The sequence below is a fragment of the Lysobacter sp. GCM10012299 genome (assembly GCF_042649405.1).
Classification (GTDB): Bacteria; Pseudomonadota; Gammaproteobacteria; order Xanthomonadales; family Xanthomonadaceae; genus Lysobacter_J.
Window position 1 is genome coordinate 328,621 of the sequence record NZ_JBHRZC010000004.1, and the last position, 22,764, is coordinate 351,384.

The 22,764-nt window shown below is 68.4% G+C and carries 21 protein-coding genes; 10 read left to right on the forward strand and 11 right to left on the reverse strand.

Features of this window, described 5'->3' with window-relative positions; translation table 11 throughout:
- The first annotated feature begins 13 nt into the window (after positions 1 to 13).
- A complete protein-coding gene (locus ACFOPO_RS12630) occupies positions 14 to 466 on the forward strand; it encodes a SufE family protein (protein WP_386703564.1) in 453 nt (150 codons plus the stop codon).
- Positions 463 to 1,728, forward strand: coding sequence for an MFS transporter (locus tag ACFOPO_RS12635; RefSeq protein WP_386703565.1), 1,266 nt, complete (start codon positions 463 to 465; stop codon positions 1,726 to 1,728). The genes ACFOPO_RS12630 and ACFOPO_RS12635 overlap by 4 nt, the downstream gene beginning before the upstream one ends.
- A gap of 105 nt (positions 1,729 to 1,833) precedes the next feature.
- Here the strand turns inward: ACFOPO_RS12635 and dksA are convergent, their stop codons facing one another.
- The gene (gene dksA / locus ACFOPO_RS12640; RefSeq protein ID WP_386703566.1) at positions 1,834 to 2,976 is read right to left on the reverse strand and encodes an RNA polymerase-binding protein DksA; all 1,143 of its coding nucleotides are present in this window, start codon (positions 2,974 to 2,976) and stop codon (positions 1,834 to 1,836) included.
- A 306-nt stretch (positions 2,977 to 3,282) separates the two neighbouring features.
- Here dksA and yidD point away from each other — a divergent pair, with 306 nt between their 5' ends.
- From yidD to ACFOPO_RS12655, 3 genes are read left to right on the forward strand one after another with little or no spacing between them, the layout of a single operon-like run.
- Positions 3,283 to 3,504, forward strand: coding sequence for a membrane protein insertion efficiency factor YidD (yidD, locus tag ACFOPO_RS12645; protein WP_386703875.1), 222 nt, complete (start codon positions 3,283 to 3,285; stop codon positions 3,502 to 3,504).
- Positions 3,492 to 4,835 carry a dihydroorotase gene (locus tag ACFOPO_RS12650; protein ID WP_386703567.1) on the forward strand — a complete coding sequence of 448 codons (1,344 nt, stop codon included), beginning with the start codon at positions 3,492 to 3,494 and terminating at the stop codon, positions 4,833 to 4,835. The genes yidD and ACFOPO_RS12650 overlap by 13 nt, the downstream gene beginning before the upstream one ends.
- Positions 4,832 to 5,683 (forward strand): M23 family metallopeptidase, encoded by an 852-nt coding sequence (locus ACFOPO_RS12655; RefSeq protein ID WP_386703568.1) that lies wholly within the window; start codon positions 4,832 to 4,834, stop codon positions 5,681 to 5,683. The genes ACFOPO_RS12650 and ACFOPO_RS12655 overlap by 4 nt, the downstream gene beginning before the upstream one ends.
- An 18-nt stretch (positions 5,684 to 5,701) precedes the next feature.
- Here the strand turns inward: ACFOPO_RS12655 and ACFOPO_RS12660 are convergent, their stop codons facing one another.
- The 7 genes from ACFOPO_RS12660 to efp form a co-directional block, all read right to left on the reverse strand.
- A complete protein-coding gene (locus tag ACFOPO_RS12660; protein WP_386703569.1) occupies positions 5,702 to 7,327 on the reverse strand; it encodes a diguanylate cyclase in 1,626 nt (541 codons plus the stop codon).
- Between the two features lie 191 nt (positions 7,328 to 7,518).
- Entirely contained in the window at positions 7,519 to 8,451 is a 933-nt protein-coding gene (gene folE2 / locus ACFOPO_RS12665; protein ID WP_386703570.1) for a GTP cyclohydrolase FolE2, read from the reverse strand.
- A gap of 150 nt (positions 8,452 to 8,601) precedes the next feature.
- On the reverse strand, positions 8,602 to 9,351 hold the full coding sequence (locus tag ACFOPO_RS12670; protein WP_386703571.1) for a phytoene/squalene synthase family protein: 750 nt from the start codon (positions 9,349 to 9,351) through the stop codon (positions 8,602 to 8,604).
- The gene (locus ACFOPO_RS12675; protein ID WP_386703572.1) at positions 9,348 to 10,025 is read right to left on the reverse strand and encodes a phosphoglycolate phosphatase; all 678 of its coding nucleotides are present in this window, start codon (positions 10,023 to 10,025) and stop codon (positions 9,348 to 9,350) included. Before ACFOPO_RS12675 ends, ACFOPO_RS12670 begins: the two co-directional genes overlap by 4 nt.
- 3 nt (positions 10,026 to 10,028) lie before the next feature.
- Complete coding sequence (gene ubiG / locus ACFOPO_RS12680; protein ID WP_386703573.1) at positions 10,029 to 10,754, reverse strand: bifunctional 2-polyprenyl-6-hydroxyphenol methylase/3-demethylubiquinol 3-O-methyltransferase UbiG; 726 nt, start codon at positions 10,752 to 10,754, stop codon at positions 10,029 to 10,031.
- Positions 10,755 to 10,785: 31 nt separating this feature from the next.
- A complete protein-coding gene (locus ACFOPO_RS12685; RefSeq protein ID WP_386703574.1) occupies positions 10,786 to 12,129 on the reverse strand; it encodes a TRZ/ATZ family hydrolase in 1,344 nt (447 codons plus the stop codon).
- Positions 12,130 to 12,271: 142 nt separating this feature from the next.
- Positions 12,272 to 12,838, reverse strand: coding sequence for an elongation factor P (gene efp / locus ACFOPO_RS12690; RefSeq protein ID WP_386703575.1), 567 nt, complete (start codon positions 12,836 to 12,838; stop codon positions 12,272 to 12,274).
- Positions 12,839 to 12,972: 134 nt separating this feature from the next.
- Between efp and epmB the strand changes: the two genes are divergently transcribed.
- Both epmB and ACFOPO_RS12700 read left to right on the forward strand, forming a co-directional pair.
- Positions 12,973 to 14,010, forward strand: coding sequence for an EF-P beta-lysylation protein EpmB (gene epmB / locus ACFOPO_RS12695; protein ID WP_386703576.1), 1,038 nt, complete (start codon positions 12,973 to 12,975; stop codon positions 14,008 to 14,010).
- A gap of 110 nt (positions 14,011 to 14,120) precedes the next feature.
- A complete protein-coding gene (locus tag ACFOPO_RS12700) occupies positions 14,121 to 16,193 on the forward strand; it encodes an EAL domain-containing protein (RefSeq protein ID WP_386703577.1) in 2,073 nt (690 codons plus the stop codon).
- 90 nt (positions 16,194 to 16,283) lie between these two features.
- On the opposite strand, the gene htpX is transcribed toward ACFOPO_RS12700, so the two are convergent.
- On the reverse strand, positions 16,284 to 17,189 hold the full coding sequence (htpX, locus tag ACFOPO_RS12705) for a protease HtpX (RefSeq protein WP_386703578.1): 906 nt from the start codon (positions 17,187 to 17,189) through the stop codon (positions 16,284 to 16,286).
- 106 nt (positions 17,190 to 17,295) lie between these two features.
- Here htpX and gluQRS point away from each other — a divergent pair, with 106 nt between their 5' ends.
- The 3 genes from gluQRS to phaR all read left to right on the forward strand — a co-directional run bounded on the left by gluQRS (position 17,296) and on the right by phaR (position 19,719).
- Positions 17,296 to 18,228: a tRNA glutamyl-Q(34) synthetase GluQRS gene (gene gluQRS, locus ACFOPO_RS12710; protein ID WP_386703579.1), complete on the forward strand. Its 933-nt coding sequence runs from the start codon at positions 17,296 to 17,298 to the stop codon at positions 18,226 to 18,228.
- 66 nt (positions 18,229 to 18,294) lie between these two features.
- A complete protein-coding gene (phbB, locus tag ACFOPO_RS12715; protein ID WP_386703580.1) occupies positions 18,295 to 19,035 on the forward strand; it encodes an acetoacetyl-CoA reductase in 741 nt (246 codons plus the stop codon).
- Between the two features lie 183 nt (positions 19,036 to 19,218).
- The gene (gene phaR / locus ACFOPO_RS12720) at positions 19,219 to 19,719 is read left to right on the forward strand and encodes a polyhydroxyalkanoate synthesis repressor PhaR (RefSeq protein ID WP_386703581.1); all 501 of its coding nucleotides are present in this window, start codon (positions 19,219 to 19,221) and stop codon (positions 19,717 to 19,719) included.
- Positions 19,720 to 19,853: 134 nt separating this feature from the next.
- Here the strand turns inward: phaR and ACFOPO_RS12725 are convergent, their stop codons facing one another.
- Together ACFOPO_RS12725 and ACFOPO_RS12730 are read right to left on the reverse strand one after the other, a co-directional pair.
- Entirely contained in the window at positions 19,854 to 20,765 is a 912-nt protein-coding gene (locus ACFOPO_RS12725; protein WP_386703582.1) for a M48 family metallopeptidase, read from the reverse strand.
- Positions 20,766 to 20,835: 70 nt separating this feature from the next.
- Entirely contained in the window at positions 20,836 to 22,689 is a 1,854-nt protein-coding gene (locus ACFOPO_RS12730) for an SUMF1/EgtB/PvdO family nonheme iron enzyme (protein WP_386703583.1), read from the reverse strand.
- Between the last annotated feature and the right edge of the window lie 75 nt (positions 22,690 to 22,764).

The following is a 22,764-nucleotide window of genomic DNA, read 5'->3' on the forward strand; positions in this document are numbered from 1 at the left end:
AAAATTGCCCGTAATGAACGCCATCGCCGCCCCCGCCAGCCCCTTCCCGATCGAAGCAACGCCGAGTGAGGCGCAGGATGCGATCCGCGACGAGTTCGCCTTCTTCGGCGACTGGTCGGAGCGCTACCAGTATCTGATCGACTTGGGTCGCAAGCTGCCCGACCTGCCGGACGAGTGGAAGACCGAAGCCAACCGGCTGCACGGTTGCCAGTCGATGGTGTGGATAGTGGTCGAGGGCGACGCCGATCGCCTCGACTTCCACGCCATCAGCGATTCGGCCATCGTCTCGGGCCTGATCTACCTGGCCCTGCGCGTGTACTCGGGCCGCAGCGCGGCGCAGATCGCCGCCACCGATGCCAACTACATCGCCGACATCGGCCTGGCCAAGCACCTCTCGCCCACCCGCAGCAACGGCCTTGCCGCCCTGCTCGGCTTCATCCGCGAACAGGCCCGGCAGCGGCTGTGACCGCCGACGCTGACGCCCTGCCCGTCCCGGGCGTCTCCGAGCTGCTGCGCAACCGCGGTTTCACCGGCCTGCTGACCTATCGCCTGCTGGCGATGCTGTCCTACCAGATCGTCGCGGTGACGGTCGGCTGGCACGTCTACGAACTCACCCGCGATCCGTTCGCGCTGGGCCTGATCGGCCTGGCCGAAGTGATTCCGTATTTCTGTTTCGCCCTGTTCGCCGGCTACGCCGTCGACCACCTGCCACGGCGCAAGCTCGGCATGGCGGCGTGCCTGGGCCTGCTGGTGACGACGCTGACGCTGGCGGGGGTCGCGGCGGAAGTACTGCCGGCCGGGATCGCCGGCTTCGGCACGCTCACCATCTACGCGGCCATCGCCGTCAACGGCGTGGTCCGCGCGTTCCTGGCGCCGGTGTACATGTCGCTGTTCGCGCGCGTGCTCAAGCGCGAGCAGTTCGCGCGCGGCGCCGGCGTCAGCAGCGTGGTGATGCAGACCGGCCTGGTGATGGGCCCGGCGATGGGCGGCCTGCTGGTCGCCTGGGGCGGCAAGACGGCGGCGTACCTGGTGGCCGCCGGATTCGCCCTCGCCGCAGCGATCGCCGTGATCGCCGTGCGCGTGACCGAACCGCCGAGGCCGGCGGAACGCGCACCGGTGTTCAAGAGCATCGGCGAAGGCCTACGCTTCGTCTTCAACACCCAGGTCGTGCTGGGCGCACAGGCGCTGGACATGTTCTCGGTGCTGTTCGGCGGCGCAGTGGCGCTGCTGCCGGCGTTCATCAACGAGATCCTGCACTACGGTCCGGAAGCGCTGGGCCTGCTGCGCGCAGCGCCCGCAGCCGGCGCCGTGCTGGTCGGCATCTACCTGGCCCGACGGCCGCTGCAACGCCATGCCGGCCGCGTGCTGCTGGTGGCGGTGGCCGGTTTCGGCCTGTGCATCATCGGTTTCGCGCTGTCGCGCCACCTGTGGCTGTCGGCGCTGATGCTGATGCTGTCGGGCATGTGCGACGGCGTCTCGGTGGTACTGCGCTCGACCATCCTCCAGCTGGCCACGCCTGATCACATGCGCGGGCGCGTGTCCTCGATCAACGGCATCTTCATAGGTTCGTCGAACGAGCTGGGCGCGTTTGAATCCGGCGTGGCGGCGCGCCTGCTCGGGCTGGTGCCGTCGGTGATCTTCGGTGGCTGCATGACGCTGGCCGTGGTCGGCGCGACGGCCAAGCTGGCACCGAAGCTGCGACGGCTGGATCTGCGCGATCTGCAGTAAGCCAAAGCAACGTCCATGGGTTCCCGCCTTCGCGGGAATGACGAGCCCAGGAAATAAAAAAGCCCGGCCAAGGCCGGGCTTTTTCGTCTGCTTGAAGCGCCAGGCTCAGTCGCCCATCTGCTTCTGCAAGTGCTCCCAACGTTCCTGCGCATCGATCGTGCGCTCGGCGGTGAGGCGCGCCTCGAGACGCTCCAGGCCGATTTCCTCGCCGGTGTCGACGCAGTAACCGTAATCGCCCGAATCAACACGCTTGAGCGTGCTGTCGATCTTGCTGATCAGCTTTCGGTAACGATCGCGGGTACGCAGCTCCAGCGAGTTCTCGGTCTCGCGGGTGGCGCGTTCTGCTTCGTCACCGACATCGCGGACTTCGTCCTTGAGGTTCTCGATCGTCTGCTTGGACTCCTCGACCAGATCCGTGCGCCAACGCAGCAGGCGCTGACGGAAATACTCGAGCTGGAGCGGATTCATGTACTCCTCGTCGGTCGCCGGGCGATAGCCCGTCGGGACGATGGGGCGTCCGCTGGATTCATCGGTGGTGTACGGCACGACCTTGACCTTGCCTTTCGGCGCAGGGGCCTGCGGCTTGGCGACGACGGCGACGGCAACCTTGCCCGTCGGACGTGGAGCGGTTTTGGTCGCTGGGATACTGGCGGCCGCCGCTTTCGCAGGCGCCTTGTTGGATGCGGATTGCGTCACTGGATTCTTGGCAACTTGAGGCTTGCTTACGACCGGTTCCACCGATGCAGACTTGGTGGCCGGACGCGGTGCGGGTTTCTTGACGACGACGGGCTTGCTCTCCGGCTTGGCGGCGGGCTTGCCCTCGTTACGGGGGAGGGCCTTGCTCGGCGCGGGCTTGGCCTGGGCGGCCTGCTTCGCGGGAGCTTGCTTTGCTACTGCCGTCTTGACGGCTGCCGGCTTGGCGACCGGCTTCACGGGCGCCGCCTTTTTGGCGACCGGCTTCTTGGCCGGTACCGCCTTCCTGGCGACGGGTTTCTTGGCGACGGCCGCCTTCTTGACCGGCGCCTTCTTGGCGACCGCGGCCTTCTTGGCAGCCGGCTTCTTCGCTGGAGCCTTGGCCGGAGCCGCCTTCTTGGCGACCGGCTTCTTGCTGGCGACCTTCTTGGCGGCCGGCTTCTTGGCGACCGCCTTTTTCGCTGCGGGTTTGCTGGACACAGCCTTCTTTGCGGCCGGCTTGACGGTCTTCTTGACGGCCTTGGCGGCCTTCTTCGCGGTTTTTTTCACTGCCACGAGCGACTTGTCCTTCTGTTCCCCTGAGGACCTCCGAACCTGGGTTCGAAGGCTGAATTAAGGCCAGCGTGCTAAGGCCACAGCATGCCCCACTTTGCATCGCGGCGTACAACTGCCGGAATGCCGGTACGGAGCCATACATCGTGCCGGTTCCGCACGGTTCAAGCGAGCCACGACGGGCCGTTCGAACCTGAAGCCTTGTGACGGGAAAGCGCGCTGTTATACCCTGCCCCGGCACCTGCGGCAACCGCATATTCAAGTGCTTGACCGCATTAAGGAATCGTGATCGACCGCCTCCTCATTGCCATGCTCCGCGGCTACAAGCGCTGGATCAGTCCACTGCTGGGGCCGCGTTGTCGCTTCCATCCCACCTGCTCGGAATACGCCATGCAGGCGGTCGCCCGCTTCGGCGCCCTCAAGGGCAGCTGGCTGGCCGTCCGGCGGATCCTGCGCTGCCATCCCCTGCATCCCGGCGGGCACGATCCGGTGCCTGAGCCCCTCCACGGAAAACACTCATGTCGACACTGATCGTCAACGCCCGCCTGGTCAACGAAGGTCGCGAGTTCGATGGCGACCTGCGCATTGAAGCCGGCCGCATCGCCCAGATCGGCAGCGGACTGTCCGCCCGCGATGGCGAAACCGTGGTCGACGCCGGCGGTCGCCGACTGCTGCCTGGCATGATCGATGACCAGGTGCATTTCCGCGAACCGGGCATGGAGTACAAGGCCGACATCGCGACCGAGTCGGCCGCGGCCGTGGCCGGTGGCCTGACCACCTTCATGGACATGCCCAACACCAACCCGCCCACGCTCGATGCGGCGGCATTGGAGAACAAGTACCAGCGCGCCACCGGCCGCGCCTGGGGCAACTTCGGCTTCTACATGGGCGCGAGCAACGACAACCTCGCCGCAATCCAGTCGCTCGACCCGCGCACGGCGCCGGGCATCAAGGTGTTCATGGGTGCGTCCACCGGCAACATGCTGGTCGACAACCCGGACATCCTCGACGGCATCTTCCGCGACGCGCCGACGCCGATCATCACGCACTGCGAAGACACGCCGATGATCGATGCCGAAATGGCCCGCTACAAGGCCAAGTACGGCGACGACATCCCGCCTGCATGCCACCCCGACATCCGCTCGCGCGAAGCGTGCATCAAGTCGACCCGGCTGGCGCTGTCGCTGGCGAAGAAGCACAACTCGCGCCTGCACGTGCTGCACATCAGCACCGCCGACGAGCTGGCGCTGTTCGAGCGCGGCCCGCTGCTGCGCGGCGACGGCACCCGCAAGCGCATCACCGCCGAGACCTGCATCCATTTCACCCGCTTCGACCGCGCCGACTACGAGCGCCTTGGCAACCTGATCAAGTGCAACCCGGCGATCAAGGATGCCAGCGACCGCGAGGCGATCATCCAGGCGCTGGCCGATGACGTGATCGACGTGCTTGCCACCGACCACGCACCGCACACGCTGGAAGAAAAGGCACGTCCCTACCCGTCCGCGCCGAGCGGCCTGCCGCTGGTGCAGTACGCCCTCAATGCCGCGCTGGAGCTGGTCCACGAAGGCCGCCTGAGCACCGCCCAGGTCGTGCAGAAGTTCGCCCATGCGCCGGCGCAGCTGTTCGATGTCCAGGACCGCGGCTTCCTGCGCGAGGGCTACGCCGCCGACCTGGTGCTGATCGACGACACGCCGTTCACCGTGCAGCGCGAGGACGTGCTGTCGAAGTGCGGCTGGTCGCCATTCGAGGGCACCACGTTCCGTTCCCGCATCGCCTCGACCTGGGTCAATGGCGAGCTGGTCTGGGATGGCCGGCGCCTGGTCGGCACACCGCAGGGCCAGCGCCTGGCCTTCGATCGATGAGATTGCGCGTCGCGGCGGTACTCGCGGTGCTGGCGTTGTCCGGCGCCGCCATGGCGCAGCAGTCGCAGAAGTTCCACGCCGCGTTCCTGCCCACCAGCGTGCCGCAAGGCTCGCTGGTGATCGGTCTTGCCGCGCCCGATGCCATCGTCGAATACGACGGTCGTCGATTGCGCGTTTCGCCGGATGGAACCTTTGCGTTCGGCGTCGGCCGTGATGCCACCGGCCCGCTCTCGGTGAAGATCACCGACGGCAACGGCGACGCGGTGGTCAACACCATCGCCGTTTCCGCGCGCGACTGGCCGGTGGAGAACATCAACGGCGTGCCGCCCAAGACCGTCGACCCGCCGCCGGAAGTCGCCGCGCGCATCGAGCGCGAGCAGGCGCAGGTCACCGCCGCGCGCGTGCGCGACGACGACCGCGACGACTACGCACAGACATTCATCTGGCCGGTGCAGGGCCGCATCAGCGGGCGCTTCGGCAACCAGCGCGTCTACAACGGCACGCCCAAGTCACCGCACTCGGGCATGGACATCGCCGCGCCGACCGGCACGCCGATCAAGGCACCTGCGGCGGGCGTGGTGACATTTGCCGCACCGGACCTCTACCTCACGGGCGGCACGCTGCTGATCGACCACGGCCATGGCGTCAGTTCGAATTTCCTGCACCTGTCGCGTATCGACGTGAAGGTCGGCGACCGCGTCGAGCAGGGCCAGGTGATCGGCAAGGTCGGCGCCACCGGCCGCGCCACCGGGCCGCACCTGCACTGGGGCATGAACTGGTTCGACGTGCGGATGGATCCGTTGCTGGTGCTCGAGCACGACAGCGGCTCGTCTTCCGCGGCGAAGTGACAAACCGCCGCCGCGGCGTCAGACCGTCGCGGCAGTCGCGCGCAACCGCGAGGCGGTGTAGCCGGTGACGCGATCGCGCCCCGTCTCCTTGCTCGCGTAAAGCGCCGCATCGGCGCGCTCGAGCAGCTTCTCGACGCTCTCGCCGTGATGCAGCTCGGCGACACCCAGGCTGAGCGTGGCCGGGAACAGGCGGCCGTCGATCGACAGCGGCCGGCAATTGACCGACACGCGAAGGTTCTCGGCGACGCCAAGCGCTTCGCGCAGTTGCGTATCGGGCAGCACCACCAGGATTTCGTCGCCGCCGAAGCGGCCGACCATGTCGTAGGTGCGCAGGCGGTTGCGCGTGCGCAACGAGATGATGCGCAGGGTCTGGTCGCCGATGCGGTGGCCGTGCTCGTCGTTGATCTTCTTGAAATGGTCGACGTCGAAGAACACCACCGACAACGGTCGACGGCCGCGCTGCGCCGACTCGACCAGCGCCTCGAGCCGCTCTTCGATCGCCGATCGCGTCAGCGCGCCGGTGAGCACGTCGTACGTCGCCAGGCGGCTGGCATGGTCGCGGTCGCGACGCAGCTGGTGCATGTGGTCGGTCAGGCCAATCGTCAGCACCAGTCCGCCCAGGGCAAAGCCTATCGGCAGTGCGTATTCCAGCCATTCCGGGTTGCGCCAGCCGCCTAGCAGTTCGCCCATGCGCAGGATCACCAGCACCACCATCGGCGACCACGACAGCAGCATGAAATAGGCTTCGCGCTGGCGCTGGAAGCTGCCGACGACGCTGGCCACGAACATGATCGCCGCCGACGCCAGCAGCACCAGGTTGGCGGTGAGTGCAATCGCGCTGGCGGCGCTGGCAACCGTCGCCAGCATCAGGACCAGCAGCACGCCGTTGCAGCAATGCAGCGCGCGCATCAGGCGCGGTTGCCGATCCGGCAGGCTCAGGTAGAAGGCCAGGAAGCTGTTGCTCGCCAGCACCGTCAGCATGCCGAACATGCGGCCCACGCGCGGGTCGTAGCCGATCAGGTCGGCCAGCCAGGGCAGGATCCGCAGTTCGCCGCCAATGCAGGCCTGGTACAGCGCCTGGGCGAGCATGGCCATGCACAGATAGGCGTAGCTGCGTTCGCCGATGCCGATCCAGAAACCGAAGGCGAGCATGGCCAGCACCAGCAGCGTGCCCAGCACCAGCGTGCGCAGGGCGACGTGGCGCAGGTCGTGGCGATGGACGTCTGCCAGCGATTCGACGTCCACCGGCATCGGCGTCGGGCTCAGCATGTGCACCCGAAGGTAGATCTGCTCGCCCGTCGCCAGGCCCTGCGGCAGCGGAACCACCAGCGCCCGCGTCGAGACGGTGCGATCGGCGACATCACCGATCAGGCCACGGCGCACCGGCATGGCTTCGCCGGGTCGCCAGACTTCGACCTGGTTGAGGTGAGGGAAGCGCAGCACGAGGTTGGGCGCGTCGGCCGGTGCCACTGCTTCGCGCGCGGTCAGTCGCCACCAGCGCGGTTGCGACGAGGTCTCGTATACGGACTGGCCTTCGACCTGGGCGAACTCGCCGTCAAGTTCGCCTGCCAGCACCTGCACCGGGAGCGGATCGCCTTCCATGCGCGCCACGTCGAAAGGCTGCGCCGACACTGAGGTCGCCACCAGCATTCCCAACACGGCAACTGCGGCTTGCCACCACCGACGCGCGGGTTTCCCCATGATCCGGACCGGCCCCTGGTTTCGCAGTCAGCATAGCCCAACTGAGACGACCGTCGCGAAACCGCCCGGCGGAGCGGGCGTGCCTATCGTCGAATAAGGGCCGCTCTGCGGCCCGTCACAAGGGGGGGCTGGCGTTACGCCTGCGCGCCCTGGCCGCTGACCCGCGCCACTGCGTCGTGCGCGTGCAGGCTTTCGAAATGGGCCACTTCGGCGTCGAAACGCTCGATCCGCGGATCGGCCGACAGGGCGGCGGCGACGCGGCGGGCGGCGTCCTCGCAGAACATCAGGTTTTCGGCATTGAGGCGGGCAAAGGCCTGCTCGTCCTCGCGCTTGACCGCAGTCTGCACGGGGGTTCCGAGCGCCTGCTCGAGGGCGTCGATCAGCGCCGCCAGCGGCAGTTCGTCGAACGCCGGGCGCAGCTCGACGCGCACGTCGGCGCGGCTGCGCTGCGCGTGCGGGGTTGCGGCCAGGCCACGCTCGGATGCCAGCCACTCGCCGACGACAGCGTTCGACAGCGGCCGGGCGCCGGCGAAATCCTCGGCGAAGCGGTCGGCATTGAGCTGGCGCGACAGCGCCGCCGAAGCCGGGCACGTGCTGGAGTATTCGACCGCGAAGCGCAGTGCCAGGTGCAGATGGCCTTCGCGCAGGCTGGCGTCGATCTCGACCGGATAGCGCTTCCAGCCGGCGTTGTCGCTGGCCAGGGCCTGGCGCAACAGCAGCTGCTCGTAGCGGACCACCAGCCGTGCGGCACTGGAAATGCCGCCCTGGTTGTCGATCAGCGTCTGCAGCACGCGGCGCAGGCCGGCCGGCGTGACCGTCTCGCTGGCGAAGGCGTTCTGCAGCTGCAGGTACATCCGCGACATATGGATGCCGCGGGCGTTGGCGTCCTTGAGGTCGACCGAGACGTCGACCGAGGCGGCGACGGTCATGGTCTCGCCATTGGCCGAGGCCACGCGCAGCGGCAGGGCGATGTTGGACATGCCGACCCAGTCGAGCGGTCGCGCCGCGGCGGCGGCGTCGAAGGCGACATCGGGCAGACGGCGCGGGGTTTGCGGGATCGTGGTCACGGCAAGGGATATGGGGTTGGCGCGGGGGAGCGCAAGCCGGGCCATTGTAGCGGCCAGCCGTGACCGCCTCGCCGCGGTGCCCTGCAACAGTCCGTTGCGGGGCCGCCGCTGGGATGGGCCGCTGCCGGCCTCAGCTGCGGGCCACGTTCTTCAGCCTCGGGCGCCACGCCAGGCGCCAAGGACCGCGCTCCAGGGCGGCAGCGGCAGCGCCGCATCACCCCGGCGCAGGCGCTGGCGGGCAAGCGCCGACCACACCCGGCGCGGCAGGGTGGCAGCCCGCGCGGCGGGCCAGCCCTGCAGCAGCTCGGCCGCCCAGGCACTGGCCACCGGCTGGCTGCCGGCACGGGCCAGCGTCGCCAGCGGCGCGGCGGCCTCGCCGACGTGCGCCAGTCGCGAATACAACAGGCCGGCGGCGACGGTCACTTCGGCCTGTTCCACACGGTCCGACGACTCGGCCACGCCGGCGAACAGCGACGACTCGATGACCGCGACGGCATGCGCGAACGGTCGCAGCGAAGCAAAAGCGTCATCGCGATCGCGCGGGCGCTCACGACTTTCGCGCAGATACGGCAGCGCGGTGGCCAGCGTCAGCCAGGGTGCCGGCAGCTTCTGCAGGGCGATGCCGAGCGGATGACGTCGTGCGCCCAGTGTCCAGCCGCGCAGTTCTTCGGCCCACCACGCCAGCTTGGCCTCGCCCGGGCGCGCATCGCTGCCGCCCCACGCCGCGTCGGTCAGCTCCTGCAACAGCGTCGCCCAGGCCAGGGCGACCTCGCGTTGCGCCTGCGGCACGAACACCTGTACCACCGCCCACTCGGGCCAGCGCGCGCGGAACTTGTCGAGGAAGCTGTCGAGCGCGTCGAGGCTTGCACCGTCGCCCGCCGCGGGCATCGGCTCGCTCATCGCGGCACCGGCCAGGTGGCGGCGTCGACCAGCTCGCCCGCGGTTTCGATCATGACGTCGCCCTGCCATGCCACCGGATCGTCGCCGTCGAGGCGATAGCCCCACAGCGCGACCACCGACGGCATGCCGGCGGCGCGAGCCGCCTGGATGTCGCGTTCGTCGTCGCCGACATAGATGCACTGCGACGGCTCGATGCCGATGCGCTCGGCAGCAACGGTCAGCGGCAACGGGTCAGGCTTGCGCCTTGCCAGGGTGTCGCCACCGATGAGCACCGCGCAGCGCTGCTCCCAGCCCAGCACCGGCATGAGCTGGCGGGCCAGGTATTCGGGCTTGTTGGTGACGATGCCCCAGGTGCTGCCGGCCGCTTCGAGCGCAGAAAGCATCGCATCGACACCGTCGAAGAGTCGGCCATGGCGCCCGAGCTCGCGCTCGTAATGCCCCAGGAATTCCGGGATCCAGCTTTCGCGCTGCGCGTCATCCACGTGCGGGAATGCCGCCGCGACCATCGCCCGTGCGCCTTTCGAGACATGCGGGCGCAGTTGGTCGAGCGGCATCGGCGGCTGGCCGCGCGCGGCGCGCATGGCATCGATGGCGGCGACCATGTCCGGCGCGCTGTCGAGCAGCGTGCCGTCGAGATCGAACAGGACGGCGCGAGGAAAAGCGTGTGCCGGCATGGTTCAGGCGTCCGGCTTGCGCGCGCACGCCAGGTAATTGACGTCGGTGCGGCCGATCACGCGGGCGCTGTTGCGCCACGGCTCGTACATCAGGCCGCTGACGTCTTCCAGTTGCATGCCGGCGGCGCGCAGCCACGCGCCAAGTTCGGAAGGCTTGATGAAATCGCGGTACTGATGGGTGCCGCGCGGCAGCACGCGGGCCACGTACTCGGCACCGACAATGGCCAGGGCGAACGCCGCCGGCGTGCGGTTGAGCGTGGACAGGAACAGGCGTCCGCCCGGACGCAGCAACGTCGAGCAGGCGCGGATGATCGACCCCGGATCGGGCACGTGCTCGAGCATCTCCATGCAGGTGATGGCATCGAACTGGCCCGGCATCTCCTCGGCCAGCGACTCCACCGACTGCAGCCGGTAGTCGACCTTCACGCCGGTCTCAAGCCCATGCAGGCGCGCGACCTTGACCAGCTCGGGGGCCAGGTCGAGCGCCGTGACCTGCGCGCCCTCGCCCGCCATCGCCTCGCTGAGCAGGCCGGCGCCGCAGCCGACGTCGAGCACGCGTGCGCCGCGCAGCGACGTGCGCTGGGCGACGTAGCCCAGTCGCGCCGGATTGAGCGCATGCAGCGCCTTCTGCGGCCCCTGCGGGTCCCACCAGCGCTGCGCGAGCGCACCGAACTTGTCGAGCTCGGCCTGGTTGAAGTTGCTGTCGCTGGATTGGGATGAAGCGCTCATGCCTTCGAACCTCGGGAAAAATTCTGCCGCGTCACGACAGTCTGATCGCCGCGATCCGCGTGCGCCACTGCTTGGCATTGGCGACCAGCGCCTGCTCGTCCATGTCGACCAGCATGCGCCCACGCAGCTTGGCCTGTCCGGCAATCCAGACATCGCTCACCTGCTGGCGCCCGGTCGCGTAGATCAGCTGCGAGATCACATGGTGCAGCGGCTGGGTCTCGATCTGGTCCAGGTCGATGCAGACCAGGTCGGCCTGCTTGCCGACCTCAATCGAGCCGACTCTGGTTTCATAGCCCAGCGCGCGTGCGCTGCCGAGCGTGGCCGCATGCAGCGCGCTGGCCGCATCGAGCGCCGACGCGTCCGATGCGACCGCCTTGGCCAGCAGCGCGGCCGTGCGGGTCTCGCCGAACATGTCCAGGTCGTTGTTGCTGGCGCAGCCGTCGGTGCCGATGGCGATGTTGACGCCGGCCTTCTGCAGCTTGCCGACCGGGCAGAACCCGGACGCCAGCTTGAGGTTGGATTCCGGGCAATGGGCGACGCTGACGCCGCGCTGCGCGCACAGCTCGATCTCGGCGTCGTTCAGCTGCGTCATGTGCACGGCGATCAGGCGGTCGTTGACCAGGCCCAGCCGATCGAGGCGCGCCAGCGGGCGCTGGCCGTGCTTCTCGTGCGACTCGGCCACTTCGTGCGCGGTCTCGTGCGTGTGCAGGTGCACCGGCACGTCGAGCTGGTCGGACAGCATGCGGATGCGTTCGAAGTTCGCATCCGACACCGTGTACGGCGCGTGCGGCGCGAACGTGGTGCTGACGAGGGCGTCGTCGCGCCACTGGTCGTGCACTTCGCCGGCACGGTCGAAATACTCGTCGGAGGACTTCGCCCACGCGGTCGGGAAATCGATCACCGGCAAGCCGACGCGCGCACGGAACCCGTGGCGCTTGTAGACCGCGGCCTGCACGTCGGGGAAGAAGTAGTTTTCGTTGGCGCAGGTGGTGCCGCCGCGGAGCATCTCGGCGATCGCCAGGGCGATGCCGTCGGCGACGAACTCCGGCCCGATCACCGCGCCTTCCACCGGCCAGATGTGGCCCTGCAGCCACTCCATCAGCGGCAGGTCGTCGGCTATGCCGCGCAGCAGCGTCATCGGGTTGTGGGTGTGGGCGTTGATCAGGCCCGGGATCAAGGCCGCTTCCGGCCGCGAGACGGTCTCGGTGGCGATGAACCGCGTGCGCGCTTCGCGGGTCGGCAGCAACGCGACGATGGCGCCATCGCGGACGGCCACTGCATGGTCCTCCAGGACCACCCCGTGCGGCTCGACCGGCACCACCCATCCGGCTTCGATCAACAGGTCGCAGGCTTCGGGGCGGGTGTCGGGATGCATGGGGGTCCTTGTTCCGTCATTCCCGGCTTGCGCCGGGATGCCGTTCAACTGCACGCCCGCTGCGCGGACGCCTGGATCCCGGCTTTCGCCGGGATGACGATTGGGCGAAGCCGTGGCCGCGAAGCGGCCACGGGCCAAATCGTCACTTCACCCGGCTGACGTACTCGCCCGAGCGGGTGTCGACCTTGATGATTTCGTCCTGGCCGACGAACAGCGGCACGCGGACCACGGCGCCGGTTTCCAGCGTCGCCGGCTTGCCGCCGCCGCCAGAGGTGTCGCCACGCACGCCCGGATCGGTCTCGACGATCTTCAGCTCGACGAAGTTCGGCGGCTGCACTGCGATCGGGGTGCCGTTCCACAGCGTCACCACGCAGTCTTCCTCGCCCTTGAGGTACTTCTCGGCGCCGCCCATGCCGGCCTTGTCGGCCTGGACCTGCTCGAACGACTCCTGGTTCATGAAGTGCCAGTACTCGCCGTCGGAGTACAGGTACTGCATGTCGGTGTCGACGACGTCGGCCTGCTCGACGCTGTCGGTCGCCTTCATGGTCATTTCGACCACGCGGCCCGACTTGATGCTGCGGTACTTCACGCGGGTGAAGGCCTGGCCCTTGCCCGGCTTGACGTATTCAGTGTCGGTGATGATGCACGGGTCGTTGTTGACCAGGATCTTCTGGCCGTTCTTGACGTCGTTCATGCCCAGGGTGGCCATGGGTGCAACTCCTGCTACTAGATGAAAAGGTGTCTTGGCGCCGGCGGCCGGGATCATCGGGACCCCTGCAGCGGCTAGAATGGCGGGTTGTTGTGCCGGGCCCGAGGCCGCGGCGCAAGGAAAACCGGTCCGACATGATACCCGCAGCCCCCATCGCAGTGCAGCCCGCCGCCCTTCCCCACACGCCCGTCGCACAACGCTGGCAACAGCTGTGGCGCGAGGCCGTGCGTGATTCACGCGAGTTGCTCGCCCTGCTGGGGCTGGAAGACGCTGGCCTGGCCATCTCCGACGAGGCCGCGGCCCAGTTCCCGCTGCGGGTTCCGCGCGGCTTCGTTGCCCGCATGCGCCACGGCGACCCGAACGATCCGCTGCTCCGGCAGGTCCTGCCGCTGGATGCGGAAATGCAGCCGATGCCGGGATTCAGCCTCGACGCGGTCGGTGACGGCGCGGCCAAGGCCGGCAATGGCGTGATCCGCAAGTACCGCGGCCGCGCCCTGCTGGTCACCACCGGCAGCTGTGCGATCCATTGCCGCTACTGCTTCCGCCGCCACTTTCCCTACGCCGAGGAAACCGCCGCTGCCGGCGGCTGGCGCGAGGCGGTGGCGCTGATCGCGCAGGACCACGACATCGACGAGGTCATTCTGTCCGGCGGCGACCCCTGGTCGCTGGCCACGCCGAAGCTGGCGGAGCTGACCGACGCCCTGGCCGGCATCGCGCACCTCAAGCGCCTGCGCGTGCACACGCGCCTGCCCGTGGTGCTGCCCGAGCGGGTCGACGACGCCCTGCTGGGCTGGCTGCGGTCGCTGCCCTGGCCGGTCACCGTGGTGCTGCACGCCAACCACGCCAACGAGTTCGATGCCGACGTCGATGCGGCGCTGGCACGGCTGCGCAGCACCGGAGCCACCCTGTTGAACCAGGCGGTCCTGCTGCGCGGCGTCAACGACTCCGTCGATGCCCTGGCCGAACTGAGCGAACGCGGCCTCGCCGCCGGCGTCCTGCCCTACTACCTGCACCAGCTCGACCGCGTCCAGGGCTCGGCCCATTTCGAGATCAGCGACGAGGCCGCCCTGCGCCTGCACCGCGAACTGGCGGCGCGCCTGTCGGGTTATCTCGTGCCACGGCTGGTGCGCGAAGTGGCCGGCGATCCCGGCAAGCGTCCGCTGCAACCATGACCGCCCCATGAAACCCCGCCCCCTAAACCGGCACCCGTCCCGTTTCCGCCCCTGCCGCGTGGACTCGTCCCGCGGTTCGTGTCATAAAACCGGCTTGGGGAGGTGACGCAATGCAATTCGGCAAAGATACGGCGCTGCGCCTGCTGATCGTCGACGATAGCGTCGAAGCAGCCGAGGCCATCGTCAGCGGGCTGCGCAACAGCGGTATCGCGGTGCGCCCGTCGCGACCAGAAAACGAGGCCGAACTGGCCAGCATGATCGGGCAGCACCCGCCGGACATCGTGCTGGCGGCGCGCGAGGCGCGCGTCGTGCCGATCACCAAGGTCATGCAGGCGGTCGACGCCAGCGCCAAGGACCTTCCGGTGTTGATGCTGATCGACAGCATCGACGACACGCGCCTGCTCGAGATGTTCACCCTCGGCGCCCGCGGCGTGATCCTGCGCGGCCACGCCGACCACATCCAGAGCCGGGTCCGTCGCGAATGGGCCGACCTCGAGGCGCGCCGCTCGCTGCGCCGCCTGGAAGCGCAGGTCCGCGAAACCGAGCGCCGCTGCGATTCGCTCATCGACTCCTCGCGCGAGCCGATCGCCTACATCCACGAAGGCATGCACATCCGCGCCAACCCGGCGTACCTGGAAATCTTCGGCTTCGAGACCTTCGAAGACATCGAAGGCATGTCCCTGCTCGACCTGATCGCGCCGCAGAAGGTCGACGGCTTCAAACAACTGCTCAAGCAGATCGGCAAGGGCGAGGCCCCGCCGCGCCACGAGACCGAGGCCCGCACCCTGGACGGCAGCCATTTCCCGGCCTCGATGGAGTTCACCCAGGCCAGCTACGAAGGCGAGTCCTGCCTGCAGGTGATCCTGCGTCGGCAGGAAATCGACCCCGAGCTCGCCCGCGAGGTCGAGGAGCTGCGCCAGCGCGACCAGGTCACCGGCCTGCTCAACCGCGCCACGTTCCTGCGCGCGCTCGAGGATGCCGTTGCCGATGCCGCGCAGAACGCCACCCACCATGGCCTGCTGCTGATCGAGCCCGACCACTTCAACCGCCTGCTCCAGGACATCGGCCTGGACGCCGCCGACTCCCTGATCGCGGCGATGGCGCAGCGCCTGCGCGCCGCACTGGGCCCGAACGACGTGGCGGCGCGCTTCGGCGAGCACCAGTTCGCCGTGCTCACCAGCAACAGCAACCACAAGAACAGCATGGGCCTGGCCGAAAGCCTGCGGGCGGCATTCGCCGACCACGTGCTGGAAACGGCCGACCGCTCGCTCAGCACCACCGTCAGCATCGGCGGCGTTCTGATTGGCGAAAAAATCGCCAGCGTGACCGCCGTGCTCGGCAAGGCCAGCCAGTGCGTGCAGTCGGCCAGCGGCGTCGGCGGCAACCGCACCGACCTGTTCGACCCGGGCGCAGCCGACCGCGCCGAGGAAGAGCGCGTCGAAGCCTGGGTCACGCGCATCCGCGATGCGCTCGACGCTGATCGCTTCGTGATGGATTACCAGCCGCTGATCGGCCTGCATGGCGAGCCGATCGAGATGTACGAGGCCTACCTGCGCCTGCGCGGCGAGCACGGCGAGCTGGTCCCGCCGCTCACCTTCCTGCAGATCGCCGAGGAGCACGGGCTGCTGTGGGAAATCGACCGCTGGGTCGTGGGCAAGGCGATCGCGGTGATCGGCGAGCGCATCCGCGCCGGCAAGCAGACCACGATGCTGGTCAAGATCACCCAGGCGTCGTTGCAGGACAACACCCTGCAGCAGTTCATCCAGGAGCAGCTGGCGCGGCACGGCGCCGACGGTCGCCAGCTGGTGCTGCAGCTGCCCGAGTCGAAGGTGTTCACGCACCTGCGCGCGGCGCAGGAGTTCCAGGCCAAGGTCGCCCAGTACGGGGTGCGCGTGGGGCTGGAGCAGTTCGGCGTCGGCCTCAACTCGTTCCAGCTGCTGAGCCACTTCGACGCAGCGCTGCTGAAGATCGACCGCAGCTACATGGAAGACCTGACCGCCAATCCGGACCACCAGCAGCGCGTGCGCGAGATTGCCGAGAAGGCACGCGAGCTGGGCAAGATCACCATCGCCGAGTTCGTCCAGGATGCGGGCAGCATGAGCATCCTCTTCGGCGCGGGCATCGACTATGCGCAGGGCAACTTCCTGGCACCGCCGGGGCCGGTGATGGACTACGAGTTCTGAACCCGCAGATGGGTCCCGGCGTTCGCCGGGATGACGGCAAAAAAAAGCCCGCCAATCGGCGGGCTTTTTCGTTGGCCCGGTAAGCCGCGATCAGCTCACCACGGTGCCGCGCACCTGCTCGAGCGGCGCGTTGCGCAGCGTCTGGATGCGCTCTTCCAGCGGCGGGTGGCTCATCAGCAGACGGCGCAGGCCGTGGCCGACGCCACCGCTGATGCCGAAGGCCTGGACGGTCTTGGGCAGCGTGCTTTCACCGTAGGTCTGCGACAGGCGCTGCAGCGCGGCGATCATCTTGTCGCGGCCCGCCAGGCGGGCACCGCCGGCGTCGGCGCGGAACTCGCGGTGACGCGAGAACCACATCGCGATCATGCTGGCGAACAGGCCGAAGATCATGTCGAGCACGAATACGATCACGTAGTAACCAATGCCCGGGCCGCCCTCGCGGTTGCCGCTGAGGTAGCTGTCGATGACGCGGCCGACGACACGCGCCAGCACGATCACGAACGTGTTGAGCACGCCCTGGATCAGCGCCATCGTCACCATGTCGCCATTGGCGACGTGGCTGACTTCGTGGCCGAGGACGGCTTCGGCCTCGTCACGGTTCATCGCGCGCAACAGGCCGGTCGATACCGCGACCAGGGAGTTGTTGCGGCTGGGGCCGGTGGCGAACGCATTGATTTCCGGACCGTCGTAGATGGCCACTTCCGGCATCTTGATGCCGGCGGCCTCGGCCTGGCGGCGGACGGTGTTGACCAGCCACTGCTCGGACTCGTTGCGCGGCTGCTCGATGACGTGGGCGCCGGTGCTGCGCTTGGCGATCCACTTGGAGGTCATGAGCGAGATGAGCGAACCACCGAAGCCGAACACGGCGGCGAACACCAACAGGCCACCCTGGCCCGACAGGTTGTAGCCCATGCGTCCGAGCACGGCCATCACGACGCTGAGCAGGGCCAGGACCGCCAGGTTGGTGGCGAGGAACAGGGCGATGCGTTTGAACATGACAGGAACCTTTCGCGCACCATGCGCGTTACCAAGGGAAAATGTGGCACGCTGGCGTTGAATTCAAGTGAAACCCCACGCGCGCGCTTTGCCAGACGAGTCCGCAGTGACCCTTACGCCCGCCACCTACCGCGGCCGCTTCGCGCCCTCGCCTACCGGCGACCTGCATTTTGGCTCACTGCTGGCCGCTTTCGGCAGCTGGTTGCTGGCCCGTCAGGCGGGTGGACGCTGGCTGGTACGGGTCGAAGACCTTGACCCACCACGGGAAGTGCCCGGTGCCGCCCGTCGCCAGCTCGATGCGCTTGAGGCCTTCGGCCTCCATGCCGACGAGGACGTTGTCTGGCAGAGCCGGCGCAGCGACCTCTACCAGGCCGCACTCGACCGCCTGCTCGAGCAAGGCAGCGCCTTTTACTGCCATTGCAGCCGCACCGACCTGATCGTCGCCGCCGGTGTCCACCGCGCCTGCGTGGCACGGCCGGAACGGCCCGACCCGGCGGTGCGCCTGCGCGTCGCCGATGGCAGCGTCGTCGCGTTCGACGACCTCGTCGTCGGCAGCTACCGCCAGGATGTCGCGCGCAGCGTGGGCGACTTTGTATTGCGTCGCGCCGACGGTTACTGGGCCTACCAGCTGGCGGTGGTCGTCGACGATGCCGAGCAGGGCATCACCGACGTAGTGCGTGGCGCCGACCTGCTCGACTCGACGCCGCGCCAGATCCTGTTGCAGCGCGCGCTCGGCCTGCCGACGCCGCGCTATGCGCACCTGCCGCTGGTGCTCGGGCCGGACGGGCGCAAGTTGTCCAAGTCCGATGCGGCGCAGCCGGTCGACCGCGACAACCCGCTGCCCACCCTGCGCGCGGCGTGGCAGCGCCTCGGTCAGGACCCGTCGGTGCTCGCCGATGCCGGCACCCTGCCCGACCTGCTCGACCGTGCGGTGGCCGCGTTCGTGCCCGCTTCCATCCCGGCGCAGGCGCCGCCCGCGCGCGAGTTGTCATTTGCGCCGGTCACCATGGACGCTGCGGGCACATCACCATTCCCCTAGGCACCACCCCCTAGAATCGCATTCACCGGCCGCGACCGAGCGGTCGGCACACAAGGAGACGACCTCATGCAGTCACGCGTAGCCCTGGTCACCGGCGGTACCGGCGGCATCGGCAGTTCGATCGTCCAGCGCCTGGCGCAGGCGGGTCATCGGGTCGCCACCAACTACCGTGACGAAGGCCGGGCACGGGCCTGGCAGGCGCAGATGCGCGAACGCGGCGTCGAGGTGGCGCTCGCCCAAGGCGACGTTTCGTCGCCCGAACAGGCGCAGGCGCTGATCGAACAGATCGAGCGCGACCTCGGCCCGATCGAAGTGCTGGTCAACAACGCCGGCATCACCCGCGACTCGACCTTCCATCGCATGACGCCGATGCAGTGGAACGAGGTGATCGGCACCAACCTCAACTCCTGCTTCAACGTCACCCGCCCGGTGATCGAAGGCATGCGCGAGCGCAAATGGGGCCGCATCGTGCAGATCAGCTCGATCAACGGACTCAAGGGCCAGTACGGCCAGGCCAACTACGCCGCGGCCAAGGCCGGCATGCACGGCTTCACGATTTCGCTGGCGCGCGAGAACGCCCGCTTCGGCATCACCGTCAACACGGTTTCGCCTGGTTACGTCGCGACCGACATGGTGATGTCGGTGCCGGAGGAAGTGCGCGCCAAGATCGTCGCCGAGATCCCGACCGGACGCCTGGGCACGCCGAACGAGATCGCCTACGCGGTGTCGTTCCTGGTTGCCGAAGAGGCGGCCTGGATCACCGGTTCCAACCTCGACATCAACGGCGGCCACCACATGGGCTGGTGAGTCGTCGCGCGTTGGCGGCGACCGACCTGACCGGTCGCTGATCGGCCGGTCGCTGCCGACCTGCCCTGCACGCCACCGCCGGGCCGCGCCCCCCATTCACCCCACGGGAGTGCCTTGCGCCAGTTGCAAGCCCTGCCGGCCTGCGCCATGCTGCGAAGCACCACGATTTAGAGCCAATGCTCCATGGCATCGATGCGCGTCATCAAGAAGTATCCGAACCGCCGGCTCTACGACACCGAGATTTCCAGTTACATCACCATTGAGGACGTGCGCCAGCTCATCGTCGACGGCGAGGAGTTCGAGGTGCGCGATGCGCGCAGCGGCGACGACCTCACCCGGCAGGTGCTGTTGCAGATCATTGCCGAACACGAACAGGACGGGGAGCCGGTCCTGTCGACGCAGTTGCTGAGCCAGATCATCCGCTTCTACGGCGACTCGCTGCAGGGTTTCATGGGCAGCTACCTGGAGCGCTCGATGCAGGTCTTCCTCGACCAGCAGCAGCAGTTCCGCAACCAGATGGGCGGCATCCTCGGCCAGACTCCGTGGGCGCTGATGAACCAGCTCACCGAGCGCAACCTGGCGATGTGGAACGAGTTCCAGCGCAACCTGTCGAGCACGGTCGGCCAGAGCCCGAACCCGCCGGCCGCGAACAGCAGCAAGCCGAAAGCCGACACCAAGCGCTAAGCCCAAAAACCCTCTCCCCTTGTGGGAGAGGGACAGGCCGCAATGCGGCCAGGGAGAGGGTTAGCGCTGCGCGCCTCCCCTCATCCGCCCCTTCGGGGCACCTTCTCCCACAAGGGGAGAAGGGGATCACATCACTACTTGCAGTACTGCGCGCGGAACTGCTCCGCCTGCGGCATCAGCGACTGCAGCACCTGGATGCGATTGGCCGGGTCCGGGTGCGTCGAGGCAAACTCCGGCGGACGCCCGCCGCCCTCCAGCTGCGACATGCGCTCCCACAGCGGGATCGCTTCCTGCGGGTTGTAGCAGGCCGCCGCCGCCAGCATCAGCCCGACCTTGTCGGCCTGCGTCTCGTGATTGCGCCCGTACGGCAGGATCAGCCCGTACTGCGCGCCCGCGCCCAGCGCGGCCATGATCGCCTGTTGCTGGCCCGGGTCCATGCCGCCCATGGCCATGCCGGCCGCCATCTGCCCCATCTGCACCAGCTTCTGCTGCGCCATGCGCTGCGAGCCGTGGCGCAGCAGCGCGTGGGCAATCTCGTGGCCCATCACCACCGCCATGGCGTCGGCGTTCTTCGCCACCGGCAGCAAGCCGGTGTAGACCGCCATCTTTCCGCCGGGCAGGCAGAACGCATTGGCCTGGTCGGACTGGATCACCGCGACGTCCCACTGGAACGACTGGAAGTCGACCGGCACTTCCTGTTTGTTCTGCGCCGCCAGGGCCGAGGTCACCTGCGGCACGCGCGCGATCAGGCGCTGCGCGATCTCGCGTATCTGCTGGCTGACCTGGGCATTGGCGGGCAACAGCGCGCCCTGCGCATTGGCATCACCCAGTACCTGCTGGAACGCCTGCGCGCCGAGCTGCACTTCTTCTTCGGCGGTGGTGCCGTAGTGCGCGGTCTCGCCGGTGTAGGGGTCGACCTTGGCGCTGCCGAACCACTGCCAGGCGGCGTAGCCGGCAAACAGGATCAGGATCCACCAGCGCATGCCACCGAAACCGCGCCGCGGCCGGCCCTGCTGACGCACACCACCCAAGGGGTCTGTCCTCATCTCCGCCCTCCTCGTCCATCCTGGATCCGTGCACTTTAAGCCGAGGGGCGTGAGGATTGCATTCCCCTGTTCAGATTTCGCGCACGACCCGGAATCCGATGCGCGCGCTCGTCACGTTGGCGTCGCTTTCCTGCCGCCATGCCGAGCGCGTCTGCGCCGGCGAACTCGCCCATGAACCGCCGCGCACCACTCTCGAACGGCATCCGGGGTTGAGCCAGGCCGCGCCGTCGCGCGGGGCCCGGCGGTAGGTGTCGTGCCAGCAGTCGACCACCCACTCGCTGACGTTGCCCGACAGGTCATGCACGCCAAAGGCATTGGCACGGTAGCTGCCGACGGGGGCCGGGCCCCAGGCGCCGTCGCCATAGCCGGCAAACGCGTTGTTCCAGCGGCGGCCGCTCGGCGACGCGTCGCGGGCACCGGTGAAGTTGCCCGAGCGCACCGGCGGCGTGCCATCGCCCCACGGGTATCGCCTGGCGTTGCCGGCACGCAGCGCGTACTCGAACTCGGCTTCGCTGGGCAGCCGGTAGCGCTGTCCGGTCTGCGCCGACAGCCACTCGGTGTAGGCGATCGCATCCTTGGCACTGATATGGACCACCGGCATGTTGTCGGCGGCCGGATTGCCGGCGTAGTCGGACTGCCAGTCGACGTTGCCACGGCGGACGAAGTTGCCGCTGCGCTCGTCGTAGGCGTTGGAATAGCCACGCCGCGTGGCCCGCGCGCGGTGCTTGCTCGCGGTCATGAAGCGACGGAACTCGCCCACGGTTATTTCCGTGCGCGACATCGCCAGGCCACGCTCGAAGCGGATGTTGCGCAGCGGCCGCTCGGCGTCGCTGGAGTCGATCTCGCCCTCGGGCGCGCCCATGCGGAAGGCACCGTGCGGGATCACCACCAGTTGCGGCCCGCGGCCACCGCCCTGCATCGCGTCGGTGAACGCCTGGCCGGGGCGGAACAGGCCGTAATGCGTGGCCAGGTCGATGCGTTCGCGCAGTTCGCGCGCGGCCGGATCGCCGGCCGGGGCGATGCGCAGCATCACGGCCAGCAGTCGTCGTGCTTCATCGACACTGGCATTGCGGGTGAGCACGGTGATGCCGGCATCGCGCAATGCATTTACCCGCGCGATGCGCTGCATCGCGACACGGGCGCGGGCGTCATCGACGCTGGCAAACCCCGGGCGCACTTTCGCCGCGATGTCGAGTTCGCGCTGGGCAGCTTCGTAATCATCGTGGTCGGCGGCGACTTCAGCGCGCCGGATCAACGCGCTCTCCACCGCCGCGATGCCCTGGCTGGCGCGCTGGTCGCCCGGGCGCAGTTCTAGCGCCTGGTGGAAATAGGCCAGCGCCGTGCCGTCGCCACCCTCCACGCCGAGGCGACCGGCGTTGAGTGCCTCCTCGCCCAGGCGATTGGCTTCCTGCGCCTGGTCGGACTTGTCGAGGCGTGCAAGGTAGGCCATCACCTTGGCATCGTCCGGGGCGACCGCACGCGCGACCGCGGCGATCTCGTGCGCACGGCGCAACGACAGCGGATCGCGATCGATGGCCCCGAGGGCTTCGTTGCCCTTGCCGAGCAGGCTGGCCGTGGCGCGGCGCAGGCCCGCCTCGACGGCGGCGTCGTCTGGCGCAAACCGGCGCAGGGCCAGGTACAACGGGATCGCATGGTCGTCGCTGCCGAACAGATGCCCGGCCTTGAGGGCCGCGGCGGCATCGGCTTTCAGCTGCTTGAAGTTGCCATCGTTGACCTCGACTGCCGGCGCCCGCCACGGCGGCACCGGCGACACCGCCTGGTCGGCACTGATGGTCACGATCGGCGCGCGGGCGCCGGCGGCCTCGCGGGACGAGCCGGACGGCTCGCGCGAACAGCCCGACATCACAGCCAGCATGGCGGCGAAAGCCAACAACGGTGCGCGCAATCGTCCTCCTCGCCTCATGCCGGGACACTTGGGTGCGTCGAAAGTAGGCTATTGTCGCCCGCCCCGGCAACCTCGCCACCCCCTTCCCCGCTT